Genomic DNA, 25,708 nt, shown 5'->3' on the forward strand with positions numbered 1-25,708 from the left:
TCCGCGCGCGGTGCGCCGCTTCACGCGTGCGGCGCCGCGCCGCACGCAGCCGCGCGGCGGCCCCCGCGTGCGCTTTCCCCAGCCCGACAGGAATCCCCGATGCCTACACGCTTTCGCCGCGCGGCCGTCGCGCTCGTCGCTGGCGCGATGCTCGCGCTCGCACTGCCGCGCGCCGCATTCGCCCTGACGGCCGCCGATACCGCCGCGCTCGCCGGCGACGACTTCGACGCGAAGACGGCCGCAGTCGAGCGCCTTGCCACCGACGCCGATCCGCGCGCCGCCGCGCTGCTCGATGCGCTGTCGACCGGCGACGCGCTCGCGACCGCCGACGGCCGCCTGCTGATCCAGACCGGCGACACCGCGCACGATGCGCTCACGCAGGCCGCGACGCCGGCCGGCGACGCACAGCCGGTGATGCTGAACAATCTGCTGCGCACGAAGATCGCCGGCGCGCGCTCGGGCCTCGCACTCGCGTCGCCCGATGTCGCGACGCGTCGCGACGCGATCGACGCGCTGCTGAAGTCGCCCGACCCTGCGCTCAAGCCGATGATAGACCGCGCACGCGCAAAGGAAACCGATCCGGTGCTGAAGCGCCGCCTCGACGCGCTGTGGGCGATCGCCGCGCTGCACGACGCCGATCCGGCCAAGCGTCTCGAAGCCGTGCAGGTGGTGGCCGCGCGCCAGGATCTCGACATGATCGAGCAGCTGCGCCCGCTCGTCGCGAAGAACGCGGACGGCAGCTACGCCGAGCCCGATGCACGCGTGCGCGAAGCCGCGCAACAAGGGCTCGACGCCCTGCACGCGCTGCAGCGTCGCGGCGAAATCGTGGGCACGGTGTTCGCGGGCCTGTCGCTCGGCAGCGTGCTGCTGCTCGCCGCGCTCGGCCTCGCGATCACGTACGGGCTGATCGGCGTGATCAACATGGCGCACGGCGAATTCCTGATGATCGGTGCGTACGCAACCTATGTCGTGCAGACGCTGATCCAGCGCTACGCGCCGGCCGCATTCGACTGGTATCCGCTCGTCGCGGTGCCGGTATCGTTCGCGGCGGCCGCGCTCGTGGGCATCGTGCTCGAACGGCTCGTGCTGCGGCATCTGTACGGCCGCCCGCTCGAGACGCTGCTCGCGACCTTCGGCGTGAGCCTGATCCTGATCCAGGCGACCCGCATGCTGTTCGGCGCACAGAACGTGCAGGTGGTGAACCCGTCGTGGATGAGCGGCGGCGTGTCGGTGATGCAGAACCTGATCCTGCCTTACAACCGGCTCGTGATCCTCGCGTTCGCGCTCGCGGTCGTGTTCGTCGCGTGGGCCGTGCTGACGAAGACGCGGCTCGGGCTGTTCGTGCGCGCCGTCACGCAGAACCGGCGGATGGCCGCGTGCGTCGGCGTGAAGACCGCGCGCGTCGATGCGTATGCGTTCGCGTTCGGCGCGGGCATCGCGGGCCTCGGCGGCTGCGCGCTGTCGCAGATCGGCAACGTGGGCCCCGACCTCGGGCAGAACTACATCATCGATTCGTTCATGGCGGTCGTGCTCGGCGGCGTGGGCCAGATCGCCGGCACCGTGCTCGGCGGCTTCGGGCTCGGCCTCGTCAGCAAGGCGATCGAGCCGTTCTGGGGCGCCGTGCTCGCGAAGATCGCGGTGCTCGTGATGATCGTGCTGTTCATCCAGAAACGCCCGCAGGGGATGTTCGCCCCGAAGGGACGCAGCGCGGAGGCCTGACATGACTTCAATCACCGATTCCCTGTCGAACCCGGTCGCGGGCGCGCCGCAGCCCGCAGCGGCCGCCGCGCGCGGCGACGCCGGCTTCGCGCTCGGCCTGCCGCCGCGTCCGGCGCTGCTGTCGCGCCGCGCGTGGCTCGCGCTGATCGCGCTGTGCGTCGCGATCGGCATCGGCGTGCCGCTCGCCGCGCTGGTCGCGCCCGAGGCGAGCGCGTTCCATCTGTCCGCATACACAATGACGCTCGCCGGCAAGCTGATGTGCTACGCGATCGCCGCGCTCGCGCTCGATCTGGTGTGGGGCTACTGCGGCATCCTGAGCCTCGGCCACGGGCTGTTCTTCGCGCTCGGCGGCTACGCGATCGGCATGTACCTGATGCGCGAGATCGGCCGCGACGGCAAGTACGGCAGCGACCTGCCCGACTTCATGGTGTTCCTCGACTGGCACCAGTTGCCGTGGTACTGGAGCGGCACGCAGCATCTCGCATGGGCGCTCGCGCTGGTCGTGCTCGTGCCCGCCGTGCTGGCCTGGGTGTTCGGCTTCTTCACGTTCCGTTCGCGCGTGAAGGGCGTGTACCTGTCGATCATCACGCAGGCGCTGACGTTCGCCGCGATGCTGCTGTTCTTTCGCAACGAGACGGGCTTCGGCGGCAACAACGGCTTCACCGACTTCAAGCGCATCGCCGGCTTCCCGATCACGTCGCCCGGCACCCGCACCGTGTTGCTGCTGCTCAGCTTCGCGACGCTCGTGCTCGCGTTCATCGCGGCGCGCGCGATCGTGTCGAGCAAGCTCGGGCGCGTGGTCACCGCGGTGCGCGACGGCGAGACGCGGCTGATGTTCCTCGGCTACAGCCCGCTCGCGTACAAGCTGTTCGTGTGGACGCTGTCGGCCGTGCTGTGCGCGATCGCCGGCGCGTTGTACGTGCCGCAGGTCGGCATCATCAACCCCGGCGAGATGTCGCCCGGCAACTCGATCGAAATGGCGATCTGGGTCGCCGTCGGCGGCCGCGGCACGCTGATCGGGCCGATCGTCGGCGCGTTCGCGGTCAACGGTGCGAAGAGCTTCTTCACCGCGTACTTCGCCGAATACTGGCTGTTCTTTCTCGGCCTGATCTTCGTGCTGGTGCCGCTGTTGCTGCCGCGCGGAATCATGGGCCTCGTCGACACGCTGCTCGCCAAGGGGAAGCGCGGATGAACGGCACAGCGCTCTACCAGTTCACGCCGCCAGCCGAAGACGAGCTGCTCGCGGTCAGCGGCACCGCGTCGATGGGCCGCGTGATGCCCGCCGGCATCGACACGTCGCACGGCACGATCCTGTATCTCGAGGACATCGAGGTGAGCTTCGACGGCTTTCGCGCGCTGAACAAGCTGTCGCTCGCGATCGACGCGGGCGAGCTGCGCTGCGTGATCGGCCCGAACGGCGCGGGCAAGACGACGATGATGGACGTCATCACCGGCAAGACGCGCCCCGATGCGGGCAAGGTGTTTCTCGGCCAGACCATCGACCTCGCGCGGATGAGCGAACCCGAGATCGCGCGCGCCGGGATCGGCCGCAAGTTTCAGAAGCCGACCGTGTTCGAGCAGCATCCGGTGTGGGAAAACCTCGAACTCGCGATGCAGACCGACAAGGGCTGGCTCGCGTCGCTGCGCGCGCGGCTCGACCGCGCGGCGCAGGCGAAGATCGAGGACACGCTCACGCTGATCGGCCTCGAAAGCGATGCGTATCGCGCGGCCGGCGAACTGTCGCACGGCCAGAAGCAGCGGCTCGAGATCGGCATGCTGCTGATGCAGCGCCCCGCGCTGCTGCTGCTCGACGAGCCCGCGGCCGGGATGACCGACCACGAGACGATGGAGCTCGCGAAGCTGCTGAACACGCTGCGCGGCACCTGCTCGATGATGGTCGTCGAGCACGACATGGAGTTCGTCGCCGCGCTCGCGGGCGACACGGGCCGCGTGACGGTGATGGCCGAAGGCGCGGTGCTCGCGGAAGGCACGCTCGACCAGGTCAAGCGCGACGACGCGGTGATCGAGTCATACCTCGGACGATAATGCGATGCTCAAGATCGATGCACTGAACCAGTATTACGGCGGCAGCCATATCCTGCGCAACGTGAACCTGAGCGCCGACGACGGCAAGCTGACCGTGCTGCTCGGCCGCAACGGCGTGGGCAAGAGCACGCTGCTGCGCTGCCTGATGGGGGTCGTCGCGGCGAAGAGCGGCAGCGTGTCGTGGCGCGGCACCGCGCTCGGTACGCTGCCGCCGTATGCGCGCGTCGCGGCCGGGCTCGCGTACGTGCCGCAGGGCCGCGACATCTTTCCGCGGCTGACCGTCGAGGAAAACCTGCTGGTCGGCGCGGCGAGCCGCAAGGCGCCGTCGAAGGTGCCCGACCGGATCTACGAACTGTTCCCGGTGCTGAAGGACATGCGCGCGCGACGCGGCGGCGACCTTTCCGGCGGCCAGCAGCAGCAGCTGGCGATCGGCCGCGCGCTGATGAGCGAACCGCAGTTGCTGATCCTCGACGAGCCGACCGAAGGGATCCAGCCGTCGATCATCCAGGACATCGGGCGCACGCTGCGTCAGCTCGTCGACGAATCGAAGATGACCGTGCTGCTGGTCGAGCAGTATTACGATTTCGCGCGCTCGATCGCCGATCGCTACTGGGTGATGAGCCGCGGCGAGATCGTCGCGGGCGGCGAGGCACGGGATATGGAGGCGAACGGCGTGCGCGAGTTGATCGCGGTGTAATGGCAACGGCAGGCGACGGCGGGCGGCAACCGACAACCCGCGCCGCCCAAGCGCATATTGTTGCGTTAGCATCGTCGTTTCGTCCGCCTGTCCCAGCTTCCCGCCGATGTCCGCCGCCGATTCCCACGCTTCCCTGTCCCGCCCCGCCGCCGCCAAGTCATGGCGCGGCCGCCTCGAACTCGGCTTCGAGCGGCACGGCATGCGCACGACGCTCGTGCACCGGCTGCATGAAGGGCCGCTGCGCGTGCAGCGGCCGCTGTACCCGGAAGGCGACGGCGTCTGCCATGCGGTGATCGTTCACCCGCCGGGCGGGGTCGCGGGCGGCGACCGCCTCGACCTCGACATCGCGCTCGGCGACGGCACCCATGCGGTGCTGACGACGCCCGGCGCAACCAAGTGGTACAAGTCGAACGGGCTCGACGCGACGCAGCGCATCGACATCAAGGTCGGCGCGCACGCGAAGCTCGACTGGCTGCCGCAGAACAACCTGTTCTTCGATGCCGCGCATGCCGCGCTCGACTTCACGCTGTCGCTGGGCGCGCACGCGAGCGCGATCGGCTGGGACGCGACGCAGCTCGGCCGGCAGGCGGCCGGCGAAACGTGGTCGGCCGGCCGCATCGCGTCGCACGCGACGCTCGTCGATGCCGACGGCCGGCCGCTCTGGACCGAACGCGCGCTGCTCGACGCGCACGATCCGCTGCGCGGCGCGTTGCAGGGCCTCGCCGGCTTCCCCGTGTACGGCACGCTGTGGGCGGCCGGCGCCGCATGCGACGCCGCGCTGGCCGAGTCGCTCGCCGCACGCATGCCGTTCGACGACACGCTGCGCGCCGGCGCGACCTGCGTGACGCCGGGCGTCGTGCTGGTGCGCACGCTCGCCACGTCGATGGAGGCGTTGCAACGCCATTTCACTGACTGCTGGCTCGCGCTGCGCCCGATCGTGCATCGCGTCGACGCACGTCCGCTGCGCCTCTGGCAAACCTGAGCGCACGCACCAATCCGACGCAACGCCCCATCTGACGCGCCCCCGTTTCATGCATCGCGCACCACGAGCGCGCATCGATGCATCGCCGGCGGGCTCGCGGCATGGCACGCACCTTGCTGATTACATAAGCAATACATGCCACCCGGAAAACGGCGCGGTGCTACGATGAGCCGCGAGCATGCCGGCCTCCCGTGCATCGACAACAATTACGTTTTCCTGAACGACTGCCTTCATGAAACTGACTCCCCGAGAGAAGGACAAGCTGCTGATCTTCACGGCAGCGCTGTTGGCCGAGCGCCGCCGCGCGCGCGGGCTGAAGCTGAACTATCCGGAAGCGGTCGCGTTCATCACCGCCGCGCTGATGGAAGCCGCGCGCGACGGCAAGACCGTCGCCGAGGTGATGCACTACGGCACGACGCTGCTCACGCGCGACGACGTGATGGACGGCGTTCCCGAGATGATCCCCGACATCCAGGTCGAAGCGACCTTCCCCGACGGCACCAAGCTCGTCACCGTCCACCATCCGATTCCGTGATCGAGGTAGCACGCATGATCCCCGGCGAAATCCTCACCGACGACGGCGAGCACGAACTGAACGCCGGCCGCGCGACGCGCTCGCTCGTCGTCGCGAATACCGGCGACCGGCCGGTGCAGGTCGGCTCGCATTACCACTTCTTCGAAGTCAACGACGCGCTGTCGTTCGATCGCGCGGCCGCGCGCGGTTTCCGGCTGAACATCGCGGCCGGCACGGCCGTGCGCTTCGAGCCGGGCCAGACGCGCACCGTCGAGCTCGTCGAGCTGGCCGGCGACCGCGCCGTCTACGGTTTTCAGGGCAAGGTGATGGGGCCGCTGTAAGCCGCGCCCCGCTCTTCAGGAACAGCACATGACACTACGCTTGAGCCGCCGCGCGTACGCGGAAATGTTCGGGCCGACGACGGGCGACCGCGTGCGGCTCGCCGACACCGAACTGCTGATCGAGATCGAGCGCGACTACACGATCTACGGCGAGGAAGTGAAATTCGGCGGCGGGAAGGTGATCCGCGACGGGATGGGCCAGTCGCAGCGCGTGGCCGCCGACGTACCCGACACCATCATCACCAACGCGGTGATCCTCGACCACTGGGGCATCGTGAAGGCCGACATCGCGATCAAGCACGGCCGCATCGCCGCGATCGGCAAGGCCGGCAACCCGGACATCCAGCCCGGCGTGACGATCGCGATCGGCGCGGCCACCGAGGTGATCGCCGGCGAAGGACTGATCGTCACCGCGGGCGGCATCGATACGCACATCCACTTCATCAGCCCGCAGCAGATCGACGAGGCGCTCGCATCGGGCGTCACGACGATGCTCGGCGGCGGCACGGGGCCGGCCACCGGCACCAACGCGACCACCTGCACGCCGGGCCCGTGGCACATGGAGCGGATGCTGCAGGCGGCCGACGGCTGGCCGATCAACCTCGGCTTCCTCGGCAAGGGCAACGTGAGCGTGCCGCAGCCGCTCGTCGAGCAGATCGCGGCCGGCGCGATCGGCCTGAAGCTGCACGAGGACTGGGGCACGACGCCCGCCGCGATCGACAACTGCCTGTCGGTCGCCGACGACACCGACACGCAGGTCGCGATCCACACCGACACGCTGAACGAAGGCGGCTTCGTCGAATCGACGGTCGCCGCGTTCAAGGGCCGCACGATCCACACGTACCACACCGAAGGCGCGGGCGGCGGCCATGCGCCGGACATCCTGAAGGTGTGCGGCGAATCGAACGTGCTGCCGTCGTCGACGAATCCGACGCGCCCGTACACGATCAACACGCTCGACGAGCATCTCGACATGCTGATGGTGTGCCACCACCTCGACCCGTCGATCGCGGAAGACCTCGCGTTCGCCGAATCGCGGATCCGCCGCGAGACGATCGCGGCCGAGGACATCCTGCACGACCTCGGCGCGCTGTCGATGCTGTCGTCCGATTCGCAGGCGATGGGCCGCGTCGGCGAGGTGATCATCCGCACCTGGCAGACCGCGCACAAGATGAAGGTGCAGCGCGGTGCGCTGCCCGAGGACAACGCGCGCAACGACAACTTCCGCGCGAAGCGCTACGTCGCGAAGTACACGATCAACCCGGCCATCACGCACGGGATCGCGCACGAAGTCGGCTCGATCGAGCCCGGCAAGTGGGCCGACCTCGTGCTGTGGGAGCCGGCGTTCTTCGGCATCAAGCCGTCGATGATCCTGAAGGGCGGGATGATCGCGATGGCGCAGATGGGCGATCCGAACGCGTCGATCCCGACGCCGCAGCCGGTCCATTACCGCGAGATGTTCGCCACGCGCGGCGGTGCGCTCGCGCGCACGTCGCTGACCTTCGTGTCGCAGATGGCCGCCGACGCGGGCATCGCCGAGCGCTACGGGCTCGCGAAGCGGATCGTGCCGGTGCGCAACTGCCGCAACGTGACGAAGGCCGACATGATCCACAACGCGTGGCGGCCGTCGATCAGCGTCGATCCCGAAACCTACGACGTGATCGCCGACGGCCAGCTGCTCACCTGCGAGCCCGCGACGGTGCTGCCGATGGCGCAGCGCTATTTCCTGTTCTGATTGCCGGTCTTCGTTTCATGCGCACGCTCGACAAACGCATCGCCCCCAACGTGAAGCTCGCCGCGTCGCTCGTCGCGCGTGCGCCGACCCTCACGCTCGCCTATGACACCCGCTGCAAGAGCCGCGTCGCGGCCACGCTCGATACCGGCGAGGACGTCGCCGTCTTGCTGCCGCGCGGCACCGTGCTGCGCGACGGCGACGTGCTGGTCGCCGACGACGGCGCGCTGGTGCGCATCGTCGCGGCGTCCGAAACGGTGCTGCTCGTGCGTGCGCACGATCCGCTCACGCTGATGCGCGCCGCGTATCACCTCGGCAACCGGCACACGCCGGTCGAGATCGGCGACGGCTACCTGAAGCTCGAAGCCGATCCGGTGCTCGCGGACATGCTGCGCCGGCTCGGCACGCAGGTCGACGAAACGCAGGCGCCGTTCCAGCCGGAAGCCGGCGCCTACGGCGGCGGCCACAAGCATGGCCACGATGCGACGTTCGCCGAGGATTACGCGCTCGCGCAGCAGGTGTTCGGCGAACACCACGGGCACGCGCATCCGCATCCGCACGATCACGACCACGATCACCGACACGGCCCGGGCTGCGCGCACGGCCACCACGGCCATGACCACCACTGAGCTGGTCGCGCTGCTGCATCTCGCGTCGCCGGCGCTGCCGATCGGCGCGTTCAGCTATTCGCAGGGCTTCGAGGCCGCGCTCGACGCGAATTTGATCCGCGACGCCGACACCGCGCGCGACTGGATCGCGAGCGGGCTGACCGACGTGCTCGCGCACGGCGAACTGCCGTTCCTCGCGCACCAGCTCGCGCGCTGGCACGCGCACGACGCCGACGCACTGGCGCGCGAGAACGCGTGGTTCGTCGCGAGCCGCGAGTCGGCGGAATTGCGCCGCGAAACCGAGCAGATGGGCTGGTCGCTCGCGCAGCTTTGCGCCTCGCTCGAATGGGGCGATGCCGCGCGCCGCGCGACGCTCGCCGCGCTGAAGCCCATCGCGCTGCCCACCGCGTTCGCCTACGCGGCCGCCGCGCACGACGCCGGCGCCGACGCGACGCTCGCCGCATACGCGTTCGGCTGGGTCGAGAACCAGACCTCGGCCGCGCTGAAAGCGGTGCCGCTCGGCCAGCTCGCCGGCCAGCGCATCATCGTCGCGCTGCGCGGCGCGATCGACGCGGCCGTGAAGCGCGCGCTCGCGACGCCGCCCGACGCCGTCAACACGTTCGCGCCGCAACTGGGCATCCTGTCCGCGCGGCACGAAACCCAGTATTCGCGGTTGTTCCGCTCCTGAACCTGCTCCACACACCATGAACGCACCTGCTTCCTCGCCCGCCCGCCGCACCAAGAAACTGCCGCCGCTGCGCGTCGGCATCGGCGGCCCGGTCGGCTCCGGCAAGACCACGCTGCTCGAAATGCTGTGCAAGGCGATGCGCGACACCTACGACCTCGTCGCGATCACCAACGACATCTACACGAAGGAAGACCAGCGCCTGCTGACGGTCGCGGGCGCCCTGCCCGAGGAACGCATCATGGGCGTCGAGACGGGCGGCTGCCCGCACACGGCGATCCGCGAGGATGCGTCGATCAACCTCGAAGCGGTCGATCGCATGCTGTCGCGCTTCCCCGATGCCGACGTCGTGTTCATCGAGTCGGGCGGCGACAATCTCGCGGCGACGTTCAGCCCCGAGCTGTCGGACCTGACGATCTACGTGATCGACGTCGCCGGCGGCGAGAAGATTCCGCGCAAAGGCGGCCCGGGCATCACGAAGTCCGACCTGCTGGTGATCAACAAGACCGACCTCGCGCCGCTCGTCGGCGCGAACCTCGACGTGATGGCGTCCGACACGAAGAAGATGCGCGGCGAGCGCCCTTACGTGATGACGAACCTGAAGGCGCTCGACGGCGTCGCCGACGTCATCGCGTTCATCGAAAAGAAGGGATTGCTGACGGTCTGAGCCGCCGCGCGGCAGCGGCCCGCTGCCGCCACGCCGGCCCGCGGTCAGTCGTCGTCGGAGACTTGCTGCGCCGTGCGCGCGCCGCGCTCGACGGCCGGCAGCAGCGCCGCGAGCACGTCGACCGAGCGCGCGGTCGCGCCGCGATGGCGCGCCGCGAACGCCGAGCCGGCCGCGCCCATCGCGATGCGCCGCGCATGATCCGCGAACAGCGCGTCGAGCACGTGCGCGAGATCGAGCGGATCGGCGACCTGCAGCGCGGCGCCGGCCGCGACCGCATCGGCGGTCGCCTGCGTGAAGTTGAACACGTGCGGGCCGATCAGCACCGGCACGCCGACCGCACACGCCTCGATCAGATTCTGCCCGCCGAGCGGCAGCAGGCTGCCGCCGATGAACGCGATGTCGGCGGCCGCGTAGTACGCGCCCAGCTCGCCCATCGAATCGCCGAGCAGGACCGTCACGTCGGACGGCAACGGCTCCGCCGCGGCAGGCCGGCCCGCTGCGAGCGCCGCGGCATTCGCACCCCACACCGAACGCCGCACGCACTTCAGGCCCTGACGCGCGACCAGCGCCTCGACCTCGGCGAAGCGCTGCGGATGGCGCGGCACCAGAATCAGCAGCGCGCCGGGCGTACGCATCGCGGCGAACGCCTGCAGCACCAGCGCCTCCTCGTTCTCGCGCGTGCTCGCAGCGACCCACACGGGCCGCGTGCCGATCGCATCGCGCCATGCATGGCCGCGCGCGGCCAGCTCCGGCGGCGTCGTCATGTCGAACTTCAGGTTGCCGAGCACGGCCACGTTGCGCGCACCGAGCGACGTCAGCCGCTCCGCGTCGGCCGGGCTCTGCGCGAGCACGCGCGAGAAGCCGCCGAACACGTCGCGCGTCGCGTTGCCGAATTTCGCCGCGCGCCGGTGCGACCGCGCGGACATCCGCGCATTGGTCAGCACGAGCGGCACGTCGGCGCGGCGGCATTCGTCGATCAGCGTCGGCCACACCTCGGTTTCCATCACGAGGCCCAGCGTCGGCCGCCATGCATGCAGAAAGCGGCGCACCGCGCCCGGCATGTCGTACGGCAGATAGCAGCGCAGCACGCGCTCGCCGAACAGCTGCTCGCCGGTCGCGCGGCCGCTCGGCGTCATGTGCGTGAGCAGGATGCGCGCGTCGGGGCGCGCACGCATCAGCGCATCGATCAGCGGCTGCGCCGCGCGCGTCTCGCCCACCGACACCGCATGCACCCAGATCAGCGGCGCACGGTCGTCGGGCGAGCGGCCGGCGACGTAGCCGAAGCGCTCGCCGATATGCTCGCGATAGCCGCGCTCCTTGCGCGAGCGCACATAGAGGCGGATCACCGCGACCGGCGCGACGAGCCACCACAGCGCGCGATAGATCGCCTTCAGCATGAACGGGCTCCGTCGCCGGCGGCGATGCGGCGCGCGCTCAAACCAGCGTCCTGCCGGTCAGGCGCTCGAGAATGCCGAGCGGTGCGCATTCGCGGCGCACCATCGCGTCGACCGGCAGGAAGAACGTCTGCTCGAGCATGAACTGGCCGGACATCACAGCGTGAGAAGCCTGATCGGAGAAACATATCCACACGCTGCCCGGCGGAAACGGGATCGTCTGCTGCGAGCAGGTTTTCTGGTAGTCGAGATCGGCCTTCATGCTGTCGTGCAGGTTCAGCATCAGGTGGTCGTAGGCGCTGCGCGGCGACTTCGTCACGTGCAGCAGGTTCAGCAGCCACGCGGAGCCCGGCAGCTGCGGGCGGATCTTCGGCAGGAAGCGCTTCGCAACGGTCTCGAACGGCTCGCCGACGCGCCACACGCGCGGCTGCCCGGCCGGGTTCACGTTGGTGAACACGCGCAGGATGCGCTCGCCGTAGTTGGGCCGCGACGGGAACGCGTCGACGTGCAGCCGGCTGTCGTCCTTGCGCCACGACGTCTGGCGCGTCTCGACCTGCATCAGCCGCAGGCTCGTCGGCGCGACGCGCAACTTGCCGCGATATTCGGGAAAGAGCCCGTCGACCAGCGTGCCGGCCTGCTTCTGGAAGCGCGCGACCAGCGCGCGCACGGCCGACTGCGTGACGCTGTCGCCGAGCACGCCGGCGAGCGCGCCGCCGTTCGGCGCGAGGCTGATGTTCTTGCGCTTCGGATCGGCCAGCGCCGGATCGAGCAGCGCTTCCTCGCCGCCTTCGATCGCGAAGCGCAGATGCGGGAAATACAGCACCTTGCCCTCCTCGACCGCGGCCAGCAGCTGCTCGCGCGGCGTCGACAGGTTGTGTCCGCTCCAGTCGGCGGACGGGACTTCGATGATCTGGGATTCGCTCATGATCGGTTCGCGTGCGTGACAGGCAGGCAAGGCGGGGCAGGTATGGCGGGCATCACAGCAGACCGAAGCCCGCGAGCGCCGCCTTCACCTGTGAGATCGACGGCGGCTGCCCCGCCGTGCCGAGATTGACGACGTTCGGCGACCAGTAACCGCCGGTGCGCCACGCCGTCGCGAAATTGTACAGTTCGACCGTCGGGCGCTTCAGCGCTGCCGCGATGTGAACCAGACCTGTGTCAACCCCGACGGTCGCGGCCGCGCCGTCGATCAGCCCGACCACGGCCGGCAGCGACAGCCGCGGCGGCACGATCGCGGCCGCGCCGAACTCCTTCGCGAGCCGCTCGCTGGTCGCGCGCTCCGCGTCGTTGCCCCACGGCAGCACGAGCGACGCGCCGCGCCGCACCAGCGCCTGGCCGAGCTCGATCCACGCGGCGTCGGGCCATTGCTTGTCGGCGCGCGAGGTGGCGTGCACGAACACCACGTAGGGTACCGGCAGGTTCAGGCCGAGCGCGCCGACCGCAAGCGCCGCCGCGCGCGTATCGAGGCCGAAGTCGATCGGATCGGCAGGCGTCGGCGCCGGGTCGCCCAGCGCGGCCGCGACGAGCTGGCGCGAGCGCTCGACCACATGCGTGCGCGGCGCGATCGGCACGCGCTTGCGATAGAAGAAGCGCACCGGCCATTCGTAGCCGGCGCCGTCGGTGCGGTTACCGAGGCCGACGAGCGGGCCGCGCGCCCAGCTCGCGACCCACGCGGTCTTGATGAGCCCCTGGCAATCGATCACGAGATCGTACTGTTCGGCCGCGACGCGCTTGCGGAATGCGCCGATCTCGCGCCACGTCGCGCCCGAGAACGGCTTCCGGCGCCAGCGGCGCAGCGAGAACGGCAGCACGTTGCGCACGCCGTCGACGAGCCGCACGAGGTCGACGAAGCTCTCCTCGACGAGCCAGTCGATCTGCGCATCGGGATGGCGACGCCGGATATCGGCGATCACCGGCATGTTGTGCACGACGTCGCCCAGCGACGACACGCGCACGATCAGGATCTTTTGCACGCTGAAAAAACGCCGGCGGATGGCCGGCGACAGGCATAAAGACGCGATTTTATCGCGCCGCGGCGCTCGCACAGACAAAAAGCGGCCGCATGCCGCTGGCATGCGCCGCTTTTGGGGGAAACGCGCGACGGCTCGTGCGACCGTCGCGCCGGTTGGCGGCCGTCAGGCCGCGCGCTCAGAACGGCAGATCGACGTCCGGCTTCGCGGCCGTCAGCACGCGGCGGAAATCCGCCTGGATACGCTCGAGCCCTTCCTGCGTCTCCGCCTCGAAGCGCAGCACGACCACCGGCGTCGTGTTCGACGAGCGCGCGAGGCCGAAGCCGTCCGGATACTCGACGCGCAGCCCGTCGATCGTCACGATCTCGTCCGCGCCGTCGAACTTCGCTTCGCTCTGCAGCTTCTCAATCAGACGGAAGTTCTCGCCTTCTTCCAGCTTGAGTTGCAGTTCCGGCGTGCTCATCGCGTCCGGCAGCGCATTGAGCACCGCGCTCGGATCGGCCGTCTTCGCGAGGATCTCAAGCAGCCGCGCGCCCGTGTACAGCCCGTCGTCGAAGCCGTACCAGCGATCCTTGAAGAACACGTGGCCGCTCATCTCGCCCGCGAGCGGCGCGCCGGTCTCGCGCAGCTTCGCCTTCACCAGCGAGTGGCCCGTCTTCCACATCAGCGGCTCGCCGCCCTTCTCCTTCACCCACTGCGCGAGATGGCGCGTGCACTTCACGTCGTAGATGATCTGCGCGCCCGGATTGCGCGACAGCACTTCCTCCGCGAACAGCATCAGCTGGCGGTCCGGGTAGATGATCTGGCCGTCCTTCGTGACGACGCCCAGGCGGTCGCCGTCGCCGTCGAACGCGAAGCCGAGTTCCGCGTCGGTGTCCTTCAGCGCCTGGATCACGTCCTGCAGGTTTTCCGGGTGGGCGGGATCGGGGTGATGGTTCGGGAACGTGCCGTCGATGTCGGTGAAGCGCTCCACGAGCTTGCAGCCGAGCGCCTTGAACAGGCGCGTGGCAAGCGGGCCGGCAACGCCGTTGCCTGCATCGACGACGAGCTTCAGCGGACGCGCGAGCTTCACGTCGCCGACGATGCGCGCGATGTACTGATCGGCCACGTCGAATGCTTCGTACGAGCCGCTGCCGGTGTCGTAGCGCTCGTCGACGATGCGGCGGTACAGCGCCTGGATCTGCTCGCCGTAGATCGCCGCGCCGCGCAGCACCATCTTGAAGCCGTTGTAGTCGGGCGGGTTGTGGCTGCCGGTGACGACGATGCACGAATCGACGCGGCGCTCGCCGCCCTTCAGCGCGAGCGGCACGCTCGCAGCGAAATAGCCGACCGGCGTAGGCACCATGCCGACGTCGACGACGTCGACGCCCGCCGCACGCAGGCCATCGGCCAGCGCGCCGACGAGTTCCGGCCCGGACAGGCGGCCGTCGCGCGCGACCACGACGGCGTCGCCGCCTTGCGCGCGCACTTCGCTGCCGAACGCGCGGCCGATGGCGCGCGCCGTGTCGGCGTCGAGCGTCTTGCCGACCACGCCGCGAATGTCATATGCCTTGAAGATGGATTGGGAGATCATCAGTTCTCTCTCTGTTGCCTGCATGGAAAATTGTCTGGCCGCCTGTCGCGTGCGCCCGGCATCATACTGCGGGCCCCTCGGCGCAACGGACGGGACGGCTGGAGCGGCCCCGATCCCACTTATAATCGCGGGTTTTGATGACGCGCATCGTAGCCATTTTAATGCCTAGCCGTTCCGCCGCCGCCCACCTGCCGCCTCCGGGCGCTTTCCCGGCCGCCGCCAGCGCGTGCGGCCGCCGCGCATGCTGAAGCGATTCGGCAACCCGGACGTCGCGAAGGCCGTCGCGAACCTCGTCTGGCTCGGGCTCGAACGGCTCACGCAGATCGGCGTCGCGATCGCGATCAGCGGCCTTCTGGCCCGGTATTTCGGGCCGGACGTGTTCGGCAAATGGCAGTATGCGAATACGCTCCTCCTCGTACTGGCGCCGCTCACCTGGGTGTGCGGCGCCGAAATCCTGGTTCCGACCATCGTCCAGCGCGCCGGCGCGCAACCCGGCACGCAACCCGGCGCGGTGCTCGGCAGCGCGTTCGTGCTGCGCATCGGCGTGTCGGCCGCCGCGCTCGCCGCGACCTGGATCGCGATCGGCGCCGGCGCGTTCGACCCGCTCGTCGGCGCGATGCTCGCGGGCCTCGCGGTCACGATGGTGTTCCGCGAGCCGTTCGTCGGCGTGATCAACGCGTGGCTGCAGAGCATGACGTACAGCAAGCCGCAGCTCGTCACCAGCATGGTGACGGCGCTGGTCAAGGCGCTGCTCGTCTGGCTGCTCGTGCGCGCGGCCGCCGGCCCGGCCCGCTTCGCGTGGCTGTGGGCGCTCGAGGCCGCGGCGATCGGCTTCGCGCTGCTGCTCTACTACCGCCACCGTAACGGCGGCACGCTCGGCTGGACGTTCGACAAGCCGCTGTTCAAGCACTTCGCGACGGCCGGCACCGTGTTCTGGCTCGGCCTGATCTGCATGTACCTGTTCCTGAAGCTCGACCGCCTGATGCTCGAGCGTCACGTGTCGTTCGCCGACCTCGGCCGCTATGCGGCCGCCCAGCAGCTCAACGAGAACTGGATCACGCTCGCGCTGATGCTCGCGCAGACCATCGCGCCCGCGTTCGTGTACAGCGTGCAGGACGTCGCGCGGCTGCGCCGCAACATCGTCCGGCTGATCGCGATGACCGCCGCGCTGATGACGGCCGGCGCGCTGGTGCTGGACGCCGCCGCGCCGCTCGTCGTGGGCAAGGTGTTCGGCCGCGGCTACGAGGCGTCGGTCGACATCTTCCGCTGGGCCGTCTGGCTGTCCGTGCCGGCCGGCATCGAGGCGATAGGCAATCTTATCGTTCTCAAATATCAAGCAAAATTCGTGTTGCTGGCGAAATGGGTGCTCGCGCTCGCGATCGCCGCGCTCGTCAACGTGCTCGCGATCCCGCGGCTCGGCCTGTACGGCGCGCTCGTCGGGCTGGCCGCGGGCTACGTCGCGGCCGCCGCCGTCAACTTTTATTACATCCGTATCAAGCTGCGCCCATGACGCCTTCCGATTGCCCGCCCCTGCTCGACGACGTGGCCGTGCTGATGCCGGCCTACAACGGGCACGACGACGTCGTGCGCACCCTCGCGTCGTTTCGCGAGGATGCGCGCGTGCACGTGCTGATCGTCGACGACGGCAGCACGCCGCCAATCGTCGCGCCTGCGCTGCCGGGCCTCGCGATCGAGGTGCTGCGCATGCCGCGCAACGGCGGCATCGAGCGCGCGCTCGAGGCCGGCATCGACGCGCTCGCCGCGCGCGGCTTCCGCTATGCGGCGCGCATCGACGCCGGCGACCTCGCCGCACCGCAGCGGCTCGCGAAACAGCGTGCGTATCTCGATGCGCATCCGCGCGTGGCCTGTGTCGGCATGTGGACACAGGTGGTGTCGCGCGCCGGCGAAGCGCGTTTCATGCTGACGCCGCCGGCCGACCCGCGCACGCTGCGCCGCACGCGCTTTCTGCGCTCGCCGCTCGTGCATCCGTCGGTGATGCTGCGCATCGACGCCGTGCGCGAAGTCGGCAACTATCGCGCGAAGTACCGCGCGGCCGAGGATCTCGATCTTTATTTACGGTTAATGCAACGTTACGATTGCGCGAACCTGCCCGAGCTCGGCCTCTATTACGAGCTCAACGAGGGCGGGATCAGCGCGACCAAGCGCCGCCGCCAGCTGATCTCGACGCTGTCGCTGCTGCTGCGTCACTTCAACGTGCTGAACCCGTACGACTGGGCCGGCCTCGCCAAGAACCTGCTGCATTTCGTGACGCCGTATCGCACGCTGCAGCGGATCAAGCAGACGCTGTTCGCCGCGCGGCCGTCCGCGTAGTCCGCACCGGCTTTTTCGACGCTTTATTTTTTCTTTTTTTCATGTCCGCCACCTCCCCGCTGCGCATCGCGCTCGTCTGCAACACGGCCTGGGCGATCTACACGTACCGACACGGGCTGATCCGTGCGCTCGTCGCGCGCGGCGCCGAGGTCGTCGTGATCGCGCCGCACGACCGCACGGTGCCGCTGCTCGAACAGATGGGCTGCCGCTACGTCGCGCTCGCCGTCGCATCGAAAGGCACGAGCCCGCGCGAGGATCTCGGCACGCTGGCCGCGCTGGTGCGTCACTACCGCGCGCTGAAGCCCGATCTCGTGTTTCATTACACGATCAAGCCGAACATCTACGGGTCGATCGCCGCGTGGCTCGCGCGCGTGCCGTCGATCGCCGTCACCACGGGCCTCGGCTACGTGTTCATCCAGAAGAGCCGCGCGGCCAGCGTTGCCAAGCGCCTGTACCGCTTCGCGTTCCGCTTCCCGCGTGAAGTCTGGTTCCTGAACCGCGACGATCTCGCGACCTTCACCGACGAGCAGTTGCTCGCGCATCCCGAGCGCGCACGGCTGCTGCACGGCGAAGGCGTCGATCTCGAGCAGTTCGCGCCGGCGCCGTTGCCGGCCGGCCGCGGCCCCGTGTTCATCCTGATCGGCCGGCTGCTGTGGGACAAGGGCGTGCGCGAATACGTCGAGGCCGCGCGCGCGGTGCGTGCGCGCTATCCGGACGCGCGCTTCCAGCTGCTCGGCCCGCTCGGCGTCGACAATCCGAGCGCGATCGGCCGTGCGGACGTCGACGCGTGGGTTGGCGAAGGCGTCGTCGAGTACCTCGGCGAGGCGCACGACGTGCGGCCGCACATCGCGGCGGCCGACTGCGTCGTGCTGCCGTCGTATCGCGAGGGCGTGCCGCGCACGCTGATGGAAGCGTCCGCGATGGGCCGCCCGATCGTCGCGACCGACGTGCCGGGCTGCCGCGACGTCGTCGCCGACGGCGACACGGGTTTCCTGTGCCGCGTGCGCGACGGCGCGAGTCTCGCCGAACAGATGATCCGCATGATCGAGCTCGGCGCGCCGGGACGTGAAGCGATGGGCGCGCGCGGGCGCCGCAAGGTGGCCGCGGAATTCGACGAGCAGCAGGTCGTCGAACGCTACCGGCAGACCATTCATACATTGACCGGCATCACACTCTGAAGGAGCGCATCAGCATGACCGCTAAAGGCACCATCCTCGTGACCGGCGGTGCGGGCTACATCGGCTCGCACACCGCCGTCGAGCTGCTCGACAACGGCTACGATGTCGTGATCGTCGACAACCTCGTCAACAGCAAGGTCGAAGCCGTGCGCCGGATCGAGCGCATCACCGGCAAGACGCCGGCGTTTCACCAGGTCGACGTGTGCGACGAAGCCGCGCTCGCCAAGGTGTTCGACGCGCACCCGATCACCGGCACGATCCACTTCGCGGCGCTCAAGGCGGTCGGCGAATCGGTCGCGAAGCCGCTCGAGTACTACCAGAACAACCTCGGCGGGCTGCTTGCCGTGCTGAAGGTGATGCGCGAGCGCAATGTGCGGCAGTTCGTGTTCAGCTCGTCGGCGACCGTATACGGCGTGCCCGAGCGCTCGCCGATCGACGAGTCGTTCCCGTTGTCCGCGACCAATCCGTACGGCCAGTCGAAGCTGATCGCCGAGCAGATCCTGCGCGACCTCGAGGTGTCCGACCCGTCGTGGCGCATCGCGACGCTGCGCTACTTCAATCCGGTCGGGGCGCATTCGAGCGGGCTGATCGGCGAGGATCCGGCCGGCATTCCGAACAACCTGATGCCGTATGTCGCGCAGGTCGCGGTGGGCAAGCTCGAGAAGCTGCGCGTGTTCGGCTCCGACTATCCGACGCCGGACGGCACCGGCGTACGCGACTACATCCACGTCGTCGATCTCGCGAAGGGGCACATCGCCGCGCTCGATGCGCTCGCGACGCGCGACGCGAGCTTCGTCGTGAACCTCGGCACCGGCCAGGGCTACAGCGTGCTCGAAGTCGTGCGCGCGTTCGAGAAGGCGTCGGGCCGGCCGGTGCCGTACGAACTCGTCGCGCGCCGCCCGGGCGACATCGCAGAGTGCTACGCGAACCCGCAGGCCGCCGCCGACATCATCGGCTGGCGCGCGACGCTCGGCATCGAAGAGATGTGCGTCGACCACTGGAAATGGCAGGAGGGGAACCCGCGCGGTTTTGTATAATCCGCTGTCCATTTTTCGAGCGATCCCATGCTCAGCTTCGCGTCCGGCTTCATCGCCTCCCTGCTCGTCACGTTGTTCATCGTCCGCTACGCGCATCTGCACGAGAAATTCTCGGTCGACAGCGATCTGGCCGGCGTGCAGAAATTCCACGTGCGGCCGGTGCCGCGGGTGGGCGGCATCGGGATCCTGGCCGGGGTCGTCATCGCCGCGCTGATCCTGTCGCGGCGCTATCCGACGATCGCCGGCAGCATCCTCGGGATCGCCGCATGCGGGATGCCGGCGTTCCTGTCGGGGCTCGTCGAGGATCTGACCAAGCGCGTGTCGCCGCGCGCGCGGCTGCTGTGCACGATGGGCGCGGCCGCGCTCGCGTTCTGGCTGCTGGGTATCGCGGTCAAGCGCATCAGCGTGCCGCCGCTCGACTTTCTGCTGGGCTACGTGGCCATCTCGGCGTTCATCACGGTGCTCGCGGTCGCGGCGCTCGCGAACGCGATCAACATCATCGACGGGTTCAACGGGCTTGCTTCGATGGTGAGCTTCATGATGTTCGCGTCGCTCGCGTATGTCGCGTTCCACGTCAACGACCCGGTCGTGATGTCGGCGTCGATCATCATGATGGGCGCCGTGCTCGGGTTCTTTCTGTGGAATTTCCCGGCCGGGTTGATCTTTCTCGGCGACGGCGGCGCTTATTTCATCGGGTTCATGCTGGCGGAGCTCGCGATCATGCTCGTGATGCGCAATCGCGAGGTGTCGGCGTGGTATCCGGTGCTGCTGTTCATGTATCCGATCTTCGAGACGTGCTTCTCGATCTACCGGAAGAAGTTCATCCGCGGGATGTCGCCGGGGATTCCGGACGGCGTGCATCTGCACATGCTCGTGTACAAGCGGCTGATGCGGTGGGCGGTGGGGACCAAGCATGCGCATGATCTGACGCGGCGCAATTCGCTTACCTCACCTTATCTGTGGCTGCTGTGCCTCGTCGCGGTGATTCCGGCGACGCTGTTCTGGCGGCATACGGTGCATCTGTTCGTGTTTGTCGTGCTGTTTGCGCTCACTTACGTTTGGCTTTATCTCAGCATCGTCAGGTTCAGGGCGCCGAAGTGGATGGTGGTGAGGAAGGAGAGGCGGGGGCATTAAGTCACGCTGCCAAAACGAAAAAGCGTCCCGCGGGACGCTTTTTTCATGGTCGGCACTAACGCAGCCGAAGCGGCAGCCGAAGCGCGTGCGCGCTCATTCGTTCGATACCGCTCGCACCGGCACACTCTGCAGCACCGGCGCGACGGTCGGCTGATACTCCGGCACCCATCGCCGCAAGTCGCGCCGCACCTCGTCGTCGTTGAGCACCCGGTGCTGCATCAGCCACGGCAGCAACTCGTCGAGCAGGTGGTCCGGCACTTCCCGCGCACGGGCGATCCGCAGCTTCGGATGCGGCGTGCGCGTGGTCGTTTCGTCGTCGGCGAGTAGTTCCTCGTACAGCTTCTCGCCCGGACGCAGCCCCGTGAATTCGATCCGGATCTGCCCTTCCGAAAAACCGTAGAGACGAATCAGGTCGCGCGCGAGGTCGACGATCTTGACCGGCTCGCCCATGTCCAGAATGAAGATCTCGCCGCCATGGCCCATGCTCGATGCCTGCAGCACGAGCTGCGACGCCTCGGGAATCGTCATGAAGAAACGCGTGATCTCGGGATGCGTGACCGTCACCGGGCCGCCCTTCGCGATCTGCTGCTGGAACTTCGGGATCACGCTGCCGGCACTGCCGAGCACGTTGCCGAAGCGCACCGTCTCGAACTGCGTGCCCTCGCTCGTCTGTTGAAGCGCCTGGCACGCCATTTCGGCGAGCCGCTTGCTCGCGCCCATCACGTTGGTCGGGTTGACGGCCTTGTCGGTCGAGATCAGCACGAAATGGCGCACGTCGTGACGGATCGCCGAGCGTGCGACGCGGTACGTACCGAGCACATTGTTGCGCAGCGCCTGCCACGCGTTGAGCTCTTCCATCAGCGGCACGTGCTTGTAAGCGGCCGCGTGGAAGACGATATGCGGCGCATAGCGCGACATCACCTGATCGAGCAGCAGCGAATCCTTCGCGTCGCCGATGATGGGCACCACGTGCTGGTCGGGGAAGCGCTCGCGCAACTCCTCGGTGAGCCGATACATCGCATATTCGGACAGGTCGAACGCGACCAATTGCGCCGGCTTGAAGCGGAGAATCTGCCGGCACAGCTCGGAGCCGATCGACCCGCCCGCGCCGGTCACCATCACCACGCGGCCGCGCAGCAGCGCTTCGACGTGCGGTGTATCGATCGTCACCGCGTCGCGGCCGAGCAAATCCTCGAGGTCGATGTTGCGCACCTGCGACAGGAAGCCCTGCCCCGGCATCAGGGCGGTCAGCGACGGCAGCACCATCGCCTTGATGCCGGCGCGCACGCACAGCGTCGCGACGCGGCGCTGTGTTTCGACCGACGCCGACGGAATCGCGATGATCGCGTATTCCACTTTCAGCGCGTCGGTCCAGTGCTTCAGGTCGTTGAATGAACCGAGCACTTTATAGCCATAGATTTCGCGCCCGCGCTTGGTCGGATCGTCGTCGAGCAGGCCGACCAGACGCCATTCACCCGATCGCGACAGTTCGCGGGCGAGGCTCGCGCCGGCCGTGCCGGCACCGAGCACGAGTATCGGCTTGCCTTGCCCGACCAGCCCACCATACAGGTAGAACTCCTTCGTCGCGCGGTACAGCGCGCGGGCGCCGCCCATCGCCAGGAACAACATCAGCGGCGACACGAGCAGCACGGAGCGCGGGATGATGGGGGACGGCTGGAACATCACCGCGCCGATCATCACGATCACTCCGCCGCCGACGACCGCCTTCGAGATCCGGACCAGATCGGGGAGGCTTGCGAACACCCACAGGCCGCGATACAGGCCGAACACGTGAAACATCAGCGCGTAGACGGGCAGCACCCAGACGAGCGCCGTCAGCGCGCCGCTCATGAAGTCGGACGGCACGCTGCCGTTGAAACGGACGAGATAGGCGAACAACCACGCGGTGGTGACCGCCGTCAGGTCAAACAGGAAAGCGCTCAGCGAAAGCCATGATGCCTTGGTTCGCAACATTGGCAGGAAACCTCAAGAGTTATTTTCGGCAGCCGACTGAAATCGGCGCCAACGCATGTCGATCAAGAGTCCGAGACATGCCAGGACGCCGTACCATCCGAAGAACGCCAGCCACTGCTGCGGTTCCGGGCGGCCCTTCGCCCACAGAGCAACGATTATGCCTGCGAGCATGATGAGGTACCAATAAAGAGCGGTCCGGCGATGACCTACGCCCGCGCGGACCATCCTCTGATAATAGTGCTCCCGATGGGCCTGCCAGAACTTTTCTCCGCGTAACAATCGTCTCGAAAGTGTTACAGATGCATCCGCAATAAAGGGAGCGAAGACGAGCGCGGGAAACCAGATCGGCCACACGTTCCCTCGCCAGCCCCAATAGCCGACGGCACCGGCGAGGAATCCGAGCGGAATCGAGCCCGCATCGCCGAGAAACAGCCGGGCCGGATGGAAATTCAGCAGAAGAAAGCCGAGCGCGGCGCCCGAGATGGCGGCGCCGGCGACGACCAGATCCGGCGACGGTCCTGGGCCGCCGAGGGCCGCCATCGCATATGCGCCGAAGCCGAACAGCGCCATGCCGCCCGCGAGGCCGTCCGCGCCATCCATGAAGTTGTACAGGTTCGTCAACCAGACCATCACGAAGCCGATGCCGGCCAGCAACCACCACGGTGCGTCGGCCGGATACACCGCGAGCAGCGCGACGACCGCTGCGAGGTGCGCCGAGAACCGCACGCGTGCCGGCAGCCCGCGCCGGTCGTCGATCTGCGACATCGCGGCCAGGCCAGCGGCGGCGGCCGCGATCAGCCACAGGTGCGGCGCCAGCGCGAGCAACGCAACGACGCAGACCGGGACGATGCCCCACCCGCCGACGCGCGGCGTCGGCAGCGTATGGAGCGAACGGTCGTTCGGAATATCGGTGGCGAGGCGCCACGCAAGGCCGGTGGCGAGCAGGACGCGCAGGATGGCCGTCGACGCGATGGCAGCGGCCAGCGCCACCGCGGCCGCCTGCGGCCACGTGGAGAGGGTGAAATGCATGTCGGCTATTGTTGTGTATCGCGCAAACGATACCATGCAGCCGTCGCTTCGAGGCCCTGTCGTGTCGTGTAGGGCGGATGCCAACCGAGCACACGGGTGATTCGGCCCGTGTCGAGCTGGAGACTGCCCGTCAGGCGGTCGATTGCCGCCCGGCGGCCGGTCAGCGCGCCAACGACACGCAGCACGGCAGACGGGACCGGAATCAGGCGGGCCGGCTTGCCCAGCGCTTCACCGACCAGCCGCAGCAGGCCGGTGACCGACGGTGCGTCGTCGTCGGCGACGTGGAAGCATTCGCCCGCCGCACGCGGATCGATTGCGCATCGCAGTAGCGCGTCGGCGAGGTTGTCGACGTAGACGATGCTGCGGCGTGCCGGGATTGAGCCGAGCGGTAGCGGCATCCCGCGCGCGACGGCGTCCATCATCTTCAGGAAGTTCGCTCGGACGGCAGGACCGTAGACGAGCGGCGGACGAACGATCACGACGTCGAGCCCGTTCGACGCACCGAACTGCGCGAGTTCGCGCTCCGCGCGCAGCTTCGAGCGACCGTAGGCGTCCTGAGGAGCGGGGGGCACCGCTTCCGACAATGGCGCGCCGCCATCGCTCTCGCCGACCGCCTTGATGCTGCTGGCGTACACGATGCGGCGAACGCCGTGCCGGCGCGCGGCTTGGGCGAGCCGCATGGTGCCGGCGACGTTGGTCGCGTCGAACGCGGCGTCGGGATCCGGCGACTCGTCGCGCATCACGTGTACGCGAGCGGCCAGATGTATCACGCAGTCGGCGGCCAGATCGGCGGGCCATGCTTGGTCGACACCGTCGAAATCGGCGGCGTCGTGCACCCATTCGCGCACGCCGGCGACAGACCCGCCCTGGCGCCTGACCAAGGCGGTGACGGTGTGCCCGGCCTCCAGCGCGCGCCGGCAGACCGCGCGCCCGACAAAGCCGTTTGCGCCGGTGACGATGAGGTGGCTCACCACAGCCTCCAGCCGAAACGGTTGTAGAACTTGAAGGCCGACGCGGCGAACATGCGGATGTGCGCGAAGCCCTTGCGCGACGCGCCGCCGCCATGGTGGATCACCCGCACCGACGGGACATAGGCGACGCGCGCGACGTCGTGCGTGCGCAGGCTGAGGTCATAGTCCTCGAAGTAGAGGAAATAGCGCGGATCGAAGCCGCCGAGTTTCTTCAGCACTTCGGTGCGGAACAGCATGAAGCAGCCGCTGACGATGGGCGGGTCCCAGACGATGTCGTGGTCGTTGATGACGTCGCGCATTTCGTAGTGGGCGAGGCGGCGATGGAACCGCTTGCGCCACCCTGCCGGCAGGAATCCACGCACGGCAAGATCCATCACGGTGGGAAAGCGCCGGCAAAGGTGCTGCAATGTTCCATCCTCATTACTGATACGCGGCGCAAGCAGTCCCACCTGATCGTTCTCGTCGAGAAAGGCTATCGCCTCAACTAGTGCAGATGGGTCGATGTCGACATCTGGATTCAGGACGAGGTGGTATCGGCTACCCAGGCTCTGCAAAACACTGTTATGGCCGCGACCGTATCCGATATTGCCATGCCCTGCGGCAATCACGACGTCTGCGCAGACTGCATGTAGCGACTGGATAGGACTCGCCAGGTCCGGTAGCCCGCCGTTGTCGATCAGGTAGATCGACGTCCTGCTCGGTACCCTTCCCTCGCCAAGAATTGATATCGCGCCCCGTAGCGTGTCGAGAGTCCTCACCAAGGCCGGGACATCCGGCCGGAACACAACCACCGAAACTGAAAGTTGCGTGCCCTCGCTCCGCGTGCTTGCGGTCACCGCGCACACCATCGAATTTGGTTCCTGACCATCCCGTACCGTTCCCTAAAAGCCGTAAGTTTGGGCATAAGACGCCCCCTTGGCAAGCGACGCCCGTGACCACGGTTACCGATACTTACATGAGCATTCGCTCCACTTGCTAGACTTCCGCAATGACTGGAGCAGGCGTCGGAACCGGTGTTGTGCGTTAACATTGCCTGCTCGCACAAGAACACCCATGGAGCACGTCTCTTCAATCTCAGCATGCGCCAGTCCCGGACGCCACCGCGCCACCATGGAGCGGCCACAGT

24 protein-coding genes are annotated in these 25,708 nt (G+C 68.2%); 16 read left to right on the plus strand and 8 right to left on the minus strand.

Annotation, left to right across the window (positions count from 1 at the left end):
* Nucleotides 1-99: 99 nt before the first annotated feature.
* The 11 genes from urtB to ureG all read left to right on the plus strand — a co-directional run bounded on the left by urtB (nt 100) and on the right by ureG (nt 9,991).
* Entirely contained in the window at nt 100-1,719 is a 1,620-nt protein-coding gene (gene urtB / locus MBR110_RS13140) for an urea ABC transporter permease subunit UrtB (RefSeq protein WP_059460692.1), read from the plus strand.
* 1 nt (nt 1,720) lies between these two features.
* Nucleotides 1,721-2,911 (plus strand): urea ABC transporter permease subunit UrtC, encoded by a 1,191-nt coding sequence (gene urtC / locus MBR110_RS13145; RefSeq protein ID WP_011883589.1) that lies wholly within the window; start codon nt 1,721-1,723, stop codon nt 2,909-2,911.
* Complete coding sequence (gene urtD, locus MBR110_RS13150) at nt 2,908-3,765, plus strand: urea ABC transporter ATP-binding protein UrtD (RefSeq protein WP_011883587.1); 858 nt, start codon at nt 2,908-2,910, stop codon at nt 3,763-3,765. Before urtC ends, urtD begins: the two co-directional genes overlap by 4 nt.
* A gap of 4 nt (nt 3,766-3,769) precedes the next feature.
* Entirely contained in the window at nt 3,770-4,462 is a 693-nt protein-coding gene (urtE, locus tag MBR110_RS13155; protein ID WP_014722587.1) for an urea ABC transporter ATP-binding subunit UrtE, read from the plus strand.
* Nucleotides 4,463-4,568: 106 nt separating this feature from the next.
* Nucleotides 4,569-5,444 carry an urease accessory protein UreD gene (locus MBR110_RS13160; protein ID WP_034194092.1) on the plus strand — a complete coding sequence of 292 codons (876 nt, stop codon included), beginning with the start codon at nt 4,569-4,571 and terminating at the stop codon, nt 5,442-5,444.
* 232 nt (nt 5,445-5,676) lie between these two features.
* Nucleotides 5,677-5,979 (plus strand): urease subunit gamma, encoded by a 303-nt coding sequence (ureA, locus tag MBR110_RS13165; RefSeq protein WP_006406310.1) that lies wholly within the window; start codon nt 5,677-5,679, stop codon nt 5,977-5,979.
* Nucleotides 5,980-5,993: 14 nt separating this feature from the next.
* Nucleotides 5,994-6,299 carry an urease subunit beta gene (locus MBR110_RS13170; protein ID WP_011883582.1) on the plus strand — a complete coding sequence of 102 codons (306 nt, stop codon included), beginning with the start codon at nt 5,994-5,996 and terminating at the stop codon, nt 6,297-6,299.
* A gap of 28 nt (nt 6,300-6,327) precedes the next feature.
* Nucleotides 6,328-8,034 (plus strand): urease subunit alpha, encoded by a 1,707-nt coding sequence (gene ureC / locus MBR110_RS13175; RefSeq protein WP_014722585.1) that lies wholly within the window; start codon nt 6,328-6,330, stop codon nt 8,032-8,034.
* Between the two features lie 17 nt (nt 8,035-8,051).
* Nucleotides 8,052-8,660, plus strand: coding sequence for an urease accessory protein UreE (gene ureE / locus MBR110_RS13180; RefSeq protein WP_059669487.1), 609 nt, complete (start codon nt 8,052-8,054; stop codon nt 8,658-8,660).
* Complete coding sequence (locus tag MBR110_RS13185; RefSeq protein ID WP_011883576.1) at nt 8,647-9,327, plus strand: urease accessory protein UreF; 681 nt, start codon at nt 8,647-8,649, stop codon at nt 9,325-9,327. Before ureE ends, MBR110_RS13185 begins: the two co-directional genes overlap by 14 nt.
* A gap of 16 nt (nt 9,328-9,343) precedes the next feature.
* The gene (gene ureG, locus MBR110_RS13190) at nt 9,344-9,991 is read left to right on the plus strand and encodes an urease accessory protein UreG (protein WP_034194089.1); all 648 of its coding nucleotides are present in this window, start codon (nt 9,344-9,346) and stop codon (nt 9,989-9,991) included.
* A gap of 44 nt (nt 9,992-10,035) precedes the next feature.
* Here ureG and waaA read toward each other — a convergent pair whose 3' ends face one another.
* The 4 genes from waaA to MBR110_RS13210 all read right to left on the minus strand — a co-directional run bounded on the left by waaA (nt 10,036) and on the right by MBR110_RS13210 (nt 14,928).
* Entirely contained in the window at nt 10,036-11,388 is a 1,353-nt protein-coding gene (waaA, locus tag MBR110_RS13195; protein ID WP_181709086.1) for a lipid IV(A) 3-deoxy-D-manno-octulosonic acid transferase, read from the minus strand.
* Between the two features lie 37 nt (nt 11,389-11,425).
* The gene (locus MBR110_RS13200; protein WP_011883563.1) at nt 11,426-12,310 is read right to left on the minus strand and encodes a Kdo hydroxylase family protein; all 885 of its coding nucleotides are present in this window, start codon (nt 12,308-12,310) and stop codon (nt 11,426-11,428) included.
* Between the two features lie 52 nt (nt 12,311-12,362).
* Entirely contained in the window at nt 12,363-13,460 is a 1,098-nt protein-coding gene (gene waaC / locus MBR110_RS13205; protein ID WP_011883561.1) for a lipopolysaccharide heptosyltransferase I, read from the minus strand.
* Between the two features lie 73 nt (nt 13,461-13,533).
* Entirely contained in the window at nt 13,534-14,928 is a 1,395-nt protein-coding gene (locus tag MBR110_RS13210) for a phosphomannomutase/phosphoglucomutase (RefSeq protein ID WP_181709087.1), read from the minus strand.
* Nucleotides 14,929-15,169: 241 nt separating this feature from the next.
* Between MBR110_RS13210 and MBR110_RS13215 the strand changes: the two genes are divergently transcribed.
* The 5 genes from MBR110_RS13215 to MBR110_RS13235 are packed head-to-tail and all read left to right on the plus strand — an operon-like array spanning nt 15,170 to nt 20,608.
* Entirely contained in the window at nt 15,170-16,438 is a 1,269-nt protein-coding gene (locus tag MBR110_RS13215; protein WP_059695542.1) for an oligosaccharide flippase family protein, read from the plus strand.
* The gene (locus MBR110_RS13220; RefSeq protein ID WP_059459205.1) at nt 16,435-17,259 is read left to right on the plus strand and encodes a glycosyltransferase; all 825 of its coding nucleotides are present in this window, start codon (nt 16,435-16,437) and stop codon (nt 17,257-17,259) included. The genes MBR110_RS13215 and MBR110_RS13220 overlap by 4 nt, the downstream gene beginning before the upstream one ends.
* Before the next feature lie 41 nt (nt 17,260-17,300).
* The gene (locus tag MBR110_RS13225; RefSeq protein ID WP_014722577.1) at nt 17,301-18,437 is read left to right on the plus strand and encodes a glycosyltransferase family 4 protein; all 1,137 of its coding nucleotides are present in this window, start codon (nt 17,301-17,303) and stop codon (nt 18,435-18,437) included.
* A gap of 14 nt (nt 18,438-18,451) precedes the next feature.
* The gene (gene galE, locus MBR110_RS13230) at nt 18,452-19,474 is read left to right on the plus strand and encodes a UDP-glucose 4-epimerase GalE (RefSeq protein ID WP_011883551.1); all 1,023 of its coding nucleotides are present in this window, start codon (nt 18,452-18,454) and stop codon (nt 19,472-19,474) included.
* A gap of 27 nt (nt 19,475-19,501) precedes the next feature.
* Complete coding sequence (locus MBR110_RS13235; protein ID WP_014722575.1) at nt 19,502-20,608, plus strand: MraY family glycosyltransferase; 1,107 nt, start codon at nt 19,502-19,504, stop codon at nt 20,606-20,608.
* Nucleotides 20,609-20,701: 93 nt separating this feature from the next.
* Here the strand turns inward: MBR110_RS13235 and MBR110_RS13240 are convergent, their stop codons facing one another.
* The 4 genes from MBR110_RS13240 to MBR110_RS13255 are packed head-to-tail and all read right to left on the minus strand — an operon-like array spanning nt 20,702 to nt 25,430.
* Nucleotides 20,702-22,582, minus strand: coding sequence for a polysaccharide biosynthesis protein (locus MBR110_RS13240; protein WP_059558975.1), 1,881 nt, complete (start codon nt 22,580-22,582; stop codon nt 20,702-20,704).
* A 12-nt stretch (nt 22,583-22,594) separates the two neighbouring features.
* Nucleotides 22,595-23,611, minus strand: a complete 1,017-nt coding sequence (locus MBR110_RS13245; RefSeq protein ID WP_059735721.1) for an MraY family glycosyltransferase — start codon at nt 23,609-23,611, stop codon at nt 22,595-22,597.
* Between the two features lie 5 nt (nt 23,612-23,616).
* Nucleotides 23,617-24,582, minus strand: coding sequence for a UDP-glucose 4-epimerase family protein (locus MBR110_RS13250; RefSeq protein ID WP_059559037.1), 966 nt, complete (start codon nt 24,580-24,582; stop codon nt 23,617-23,619).
* On the minus strand, nt 24,579-25,430 hold the full coding sequence (locus MBR110_RS13255; RefSeq protein WP_034194503.1) for a glycosyltransferase: 852 nt from the start codon (nt 25,428-25,430) through the stop codon (nt 24,579-24,581). Before MBR110_RS13255 ends, MBR110_RS13250 begins: the two co-directional genes overlap by 4 nt.
* Nucleotides 25,431-25,708 lie beyond the last annotated feature (278 nt).

Source organism: Burkholderia sp. MBR-1, from assembly GCF_013822785.1.
Classification (GTDB): domain Bacteria; phylum Pseudomonadota; class Gammaproteobacteria; order Burkholderiales; family Burkholderiaceae; genus Burkholderia; species Burkholderia vietnamiensis.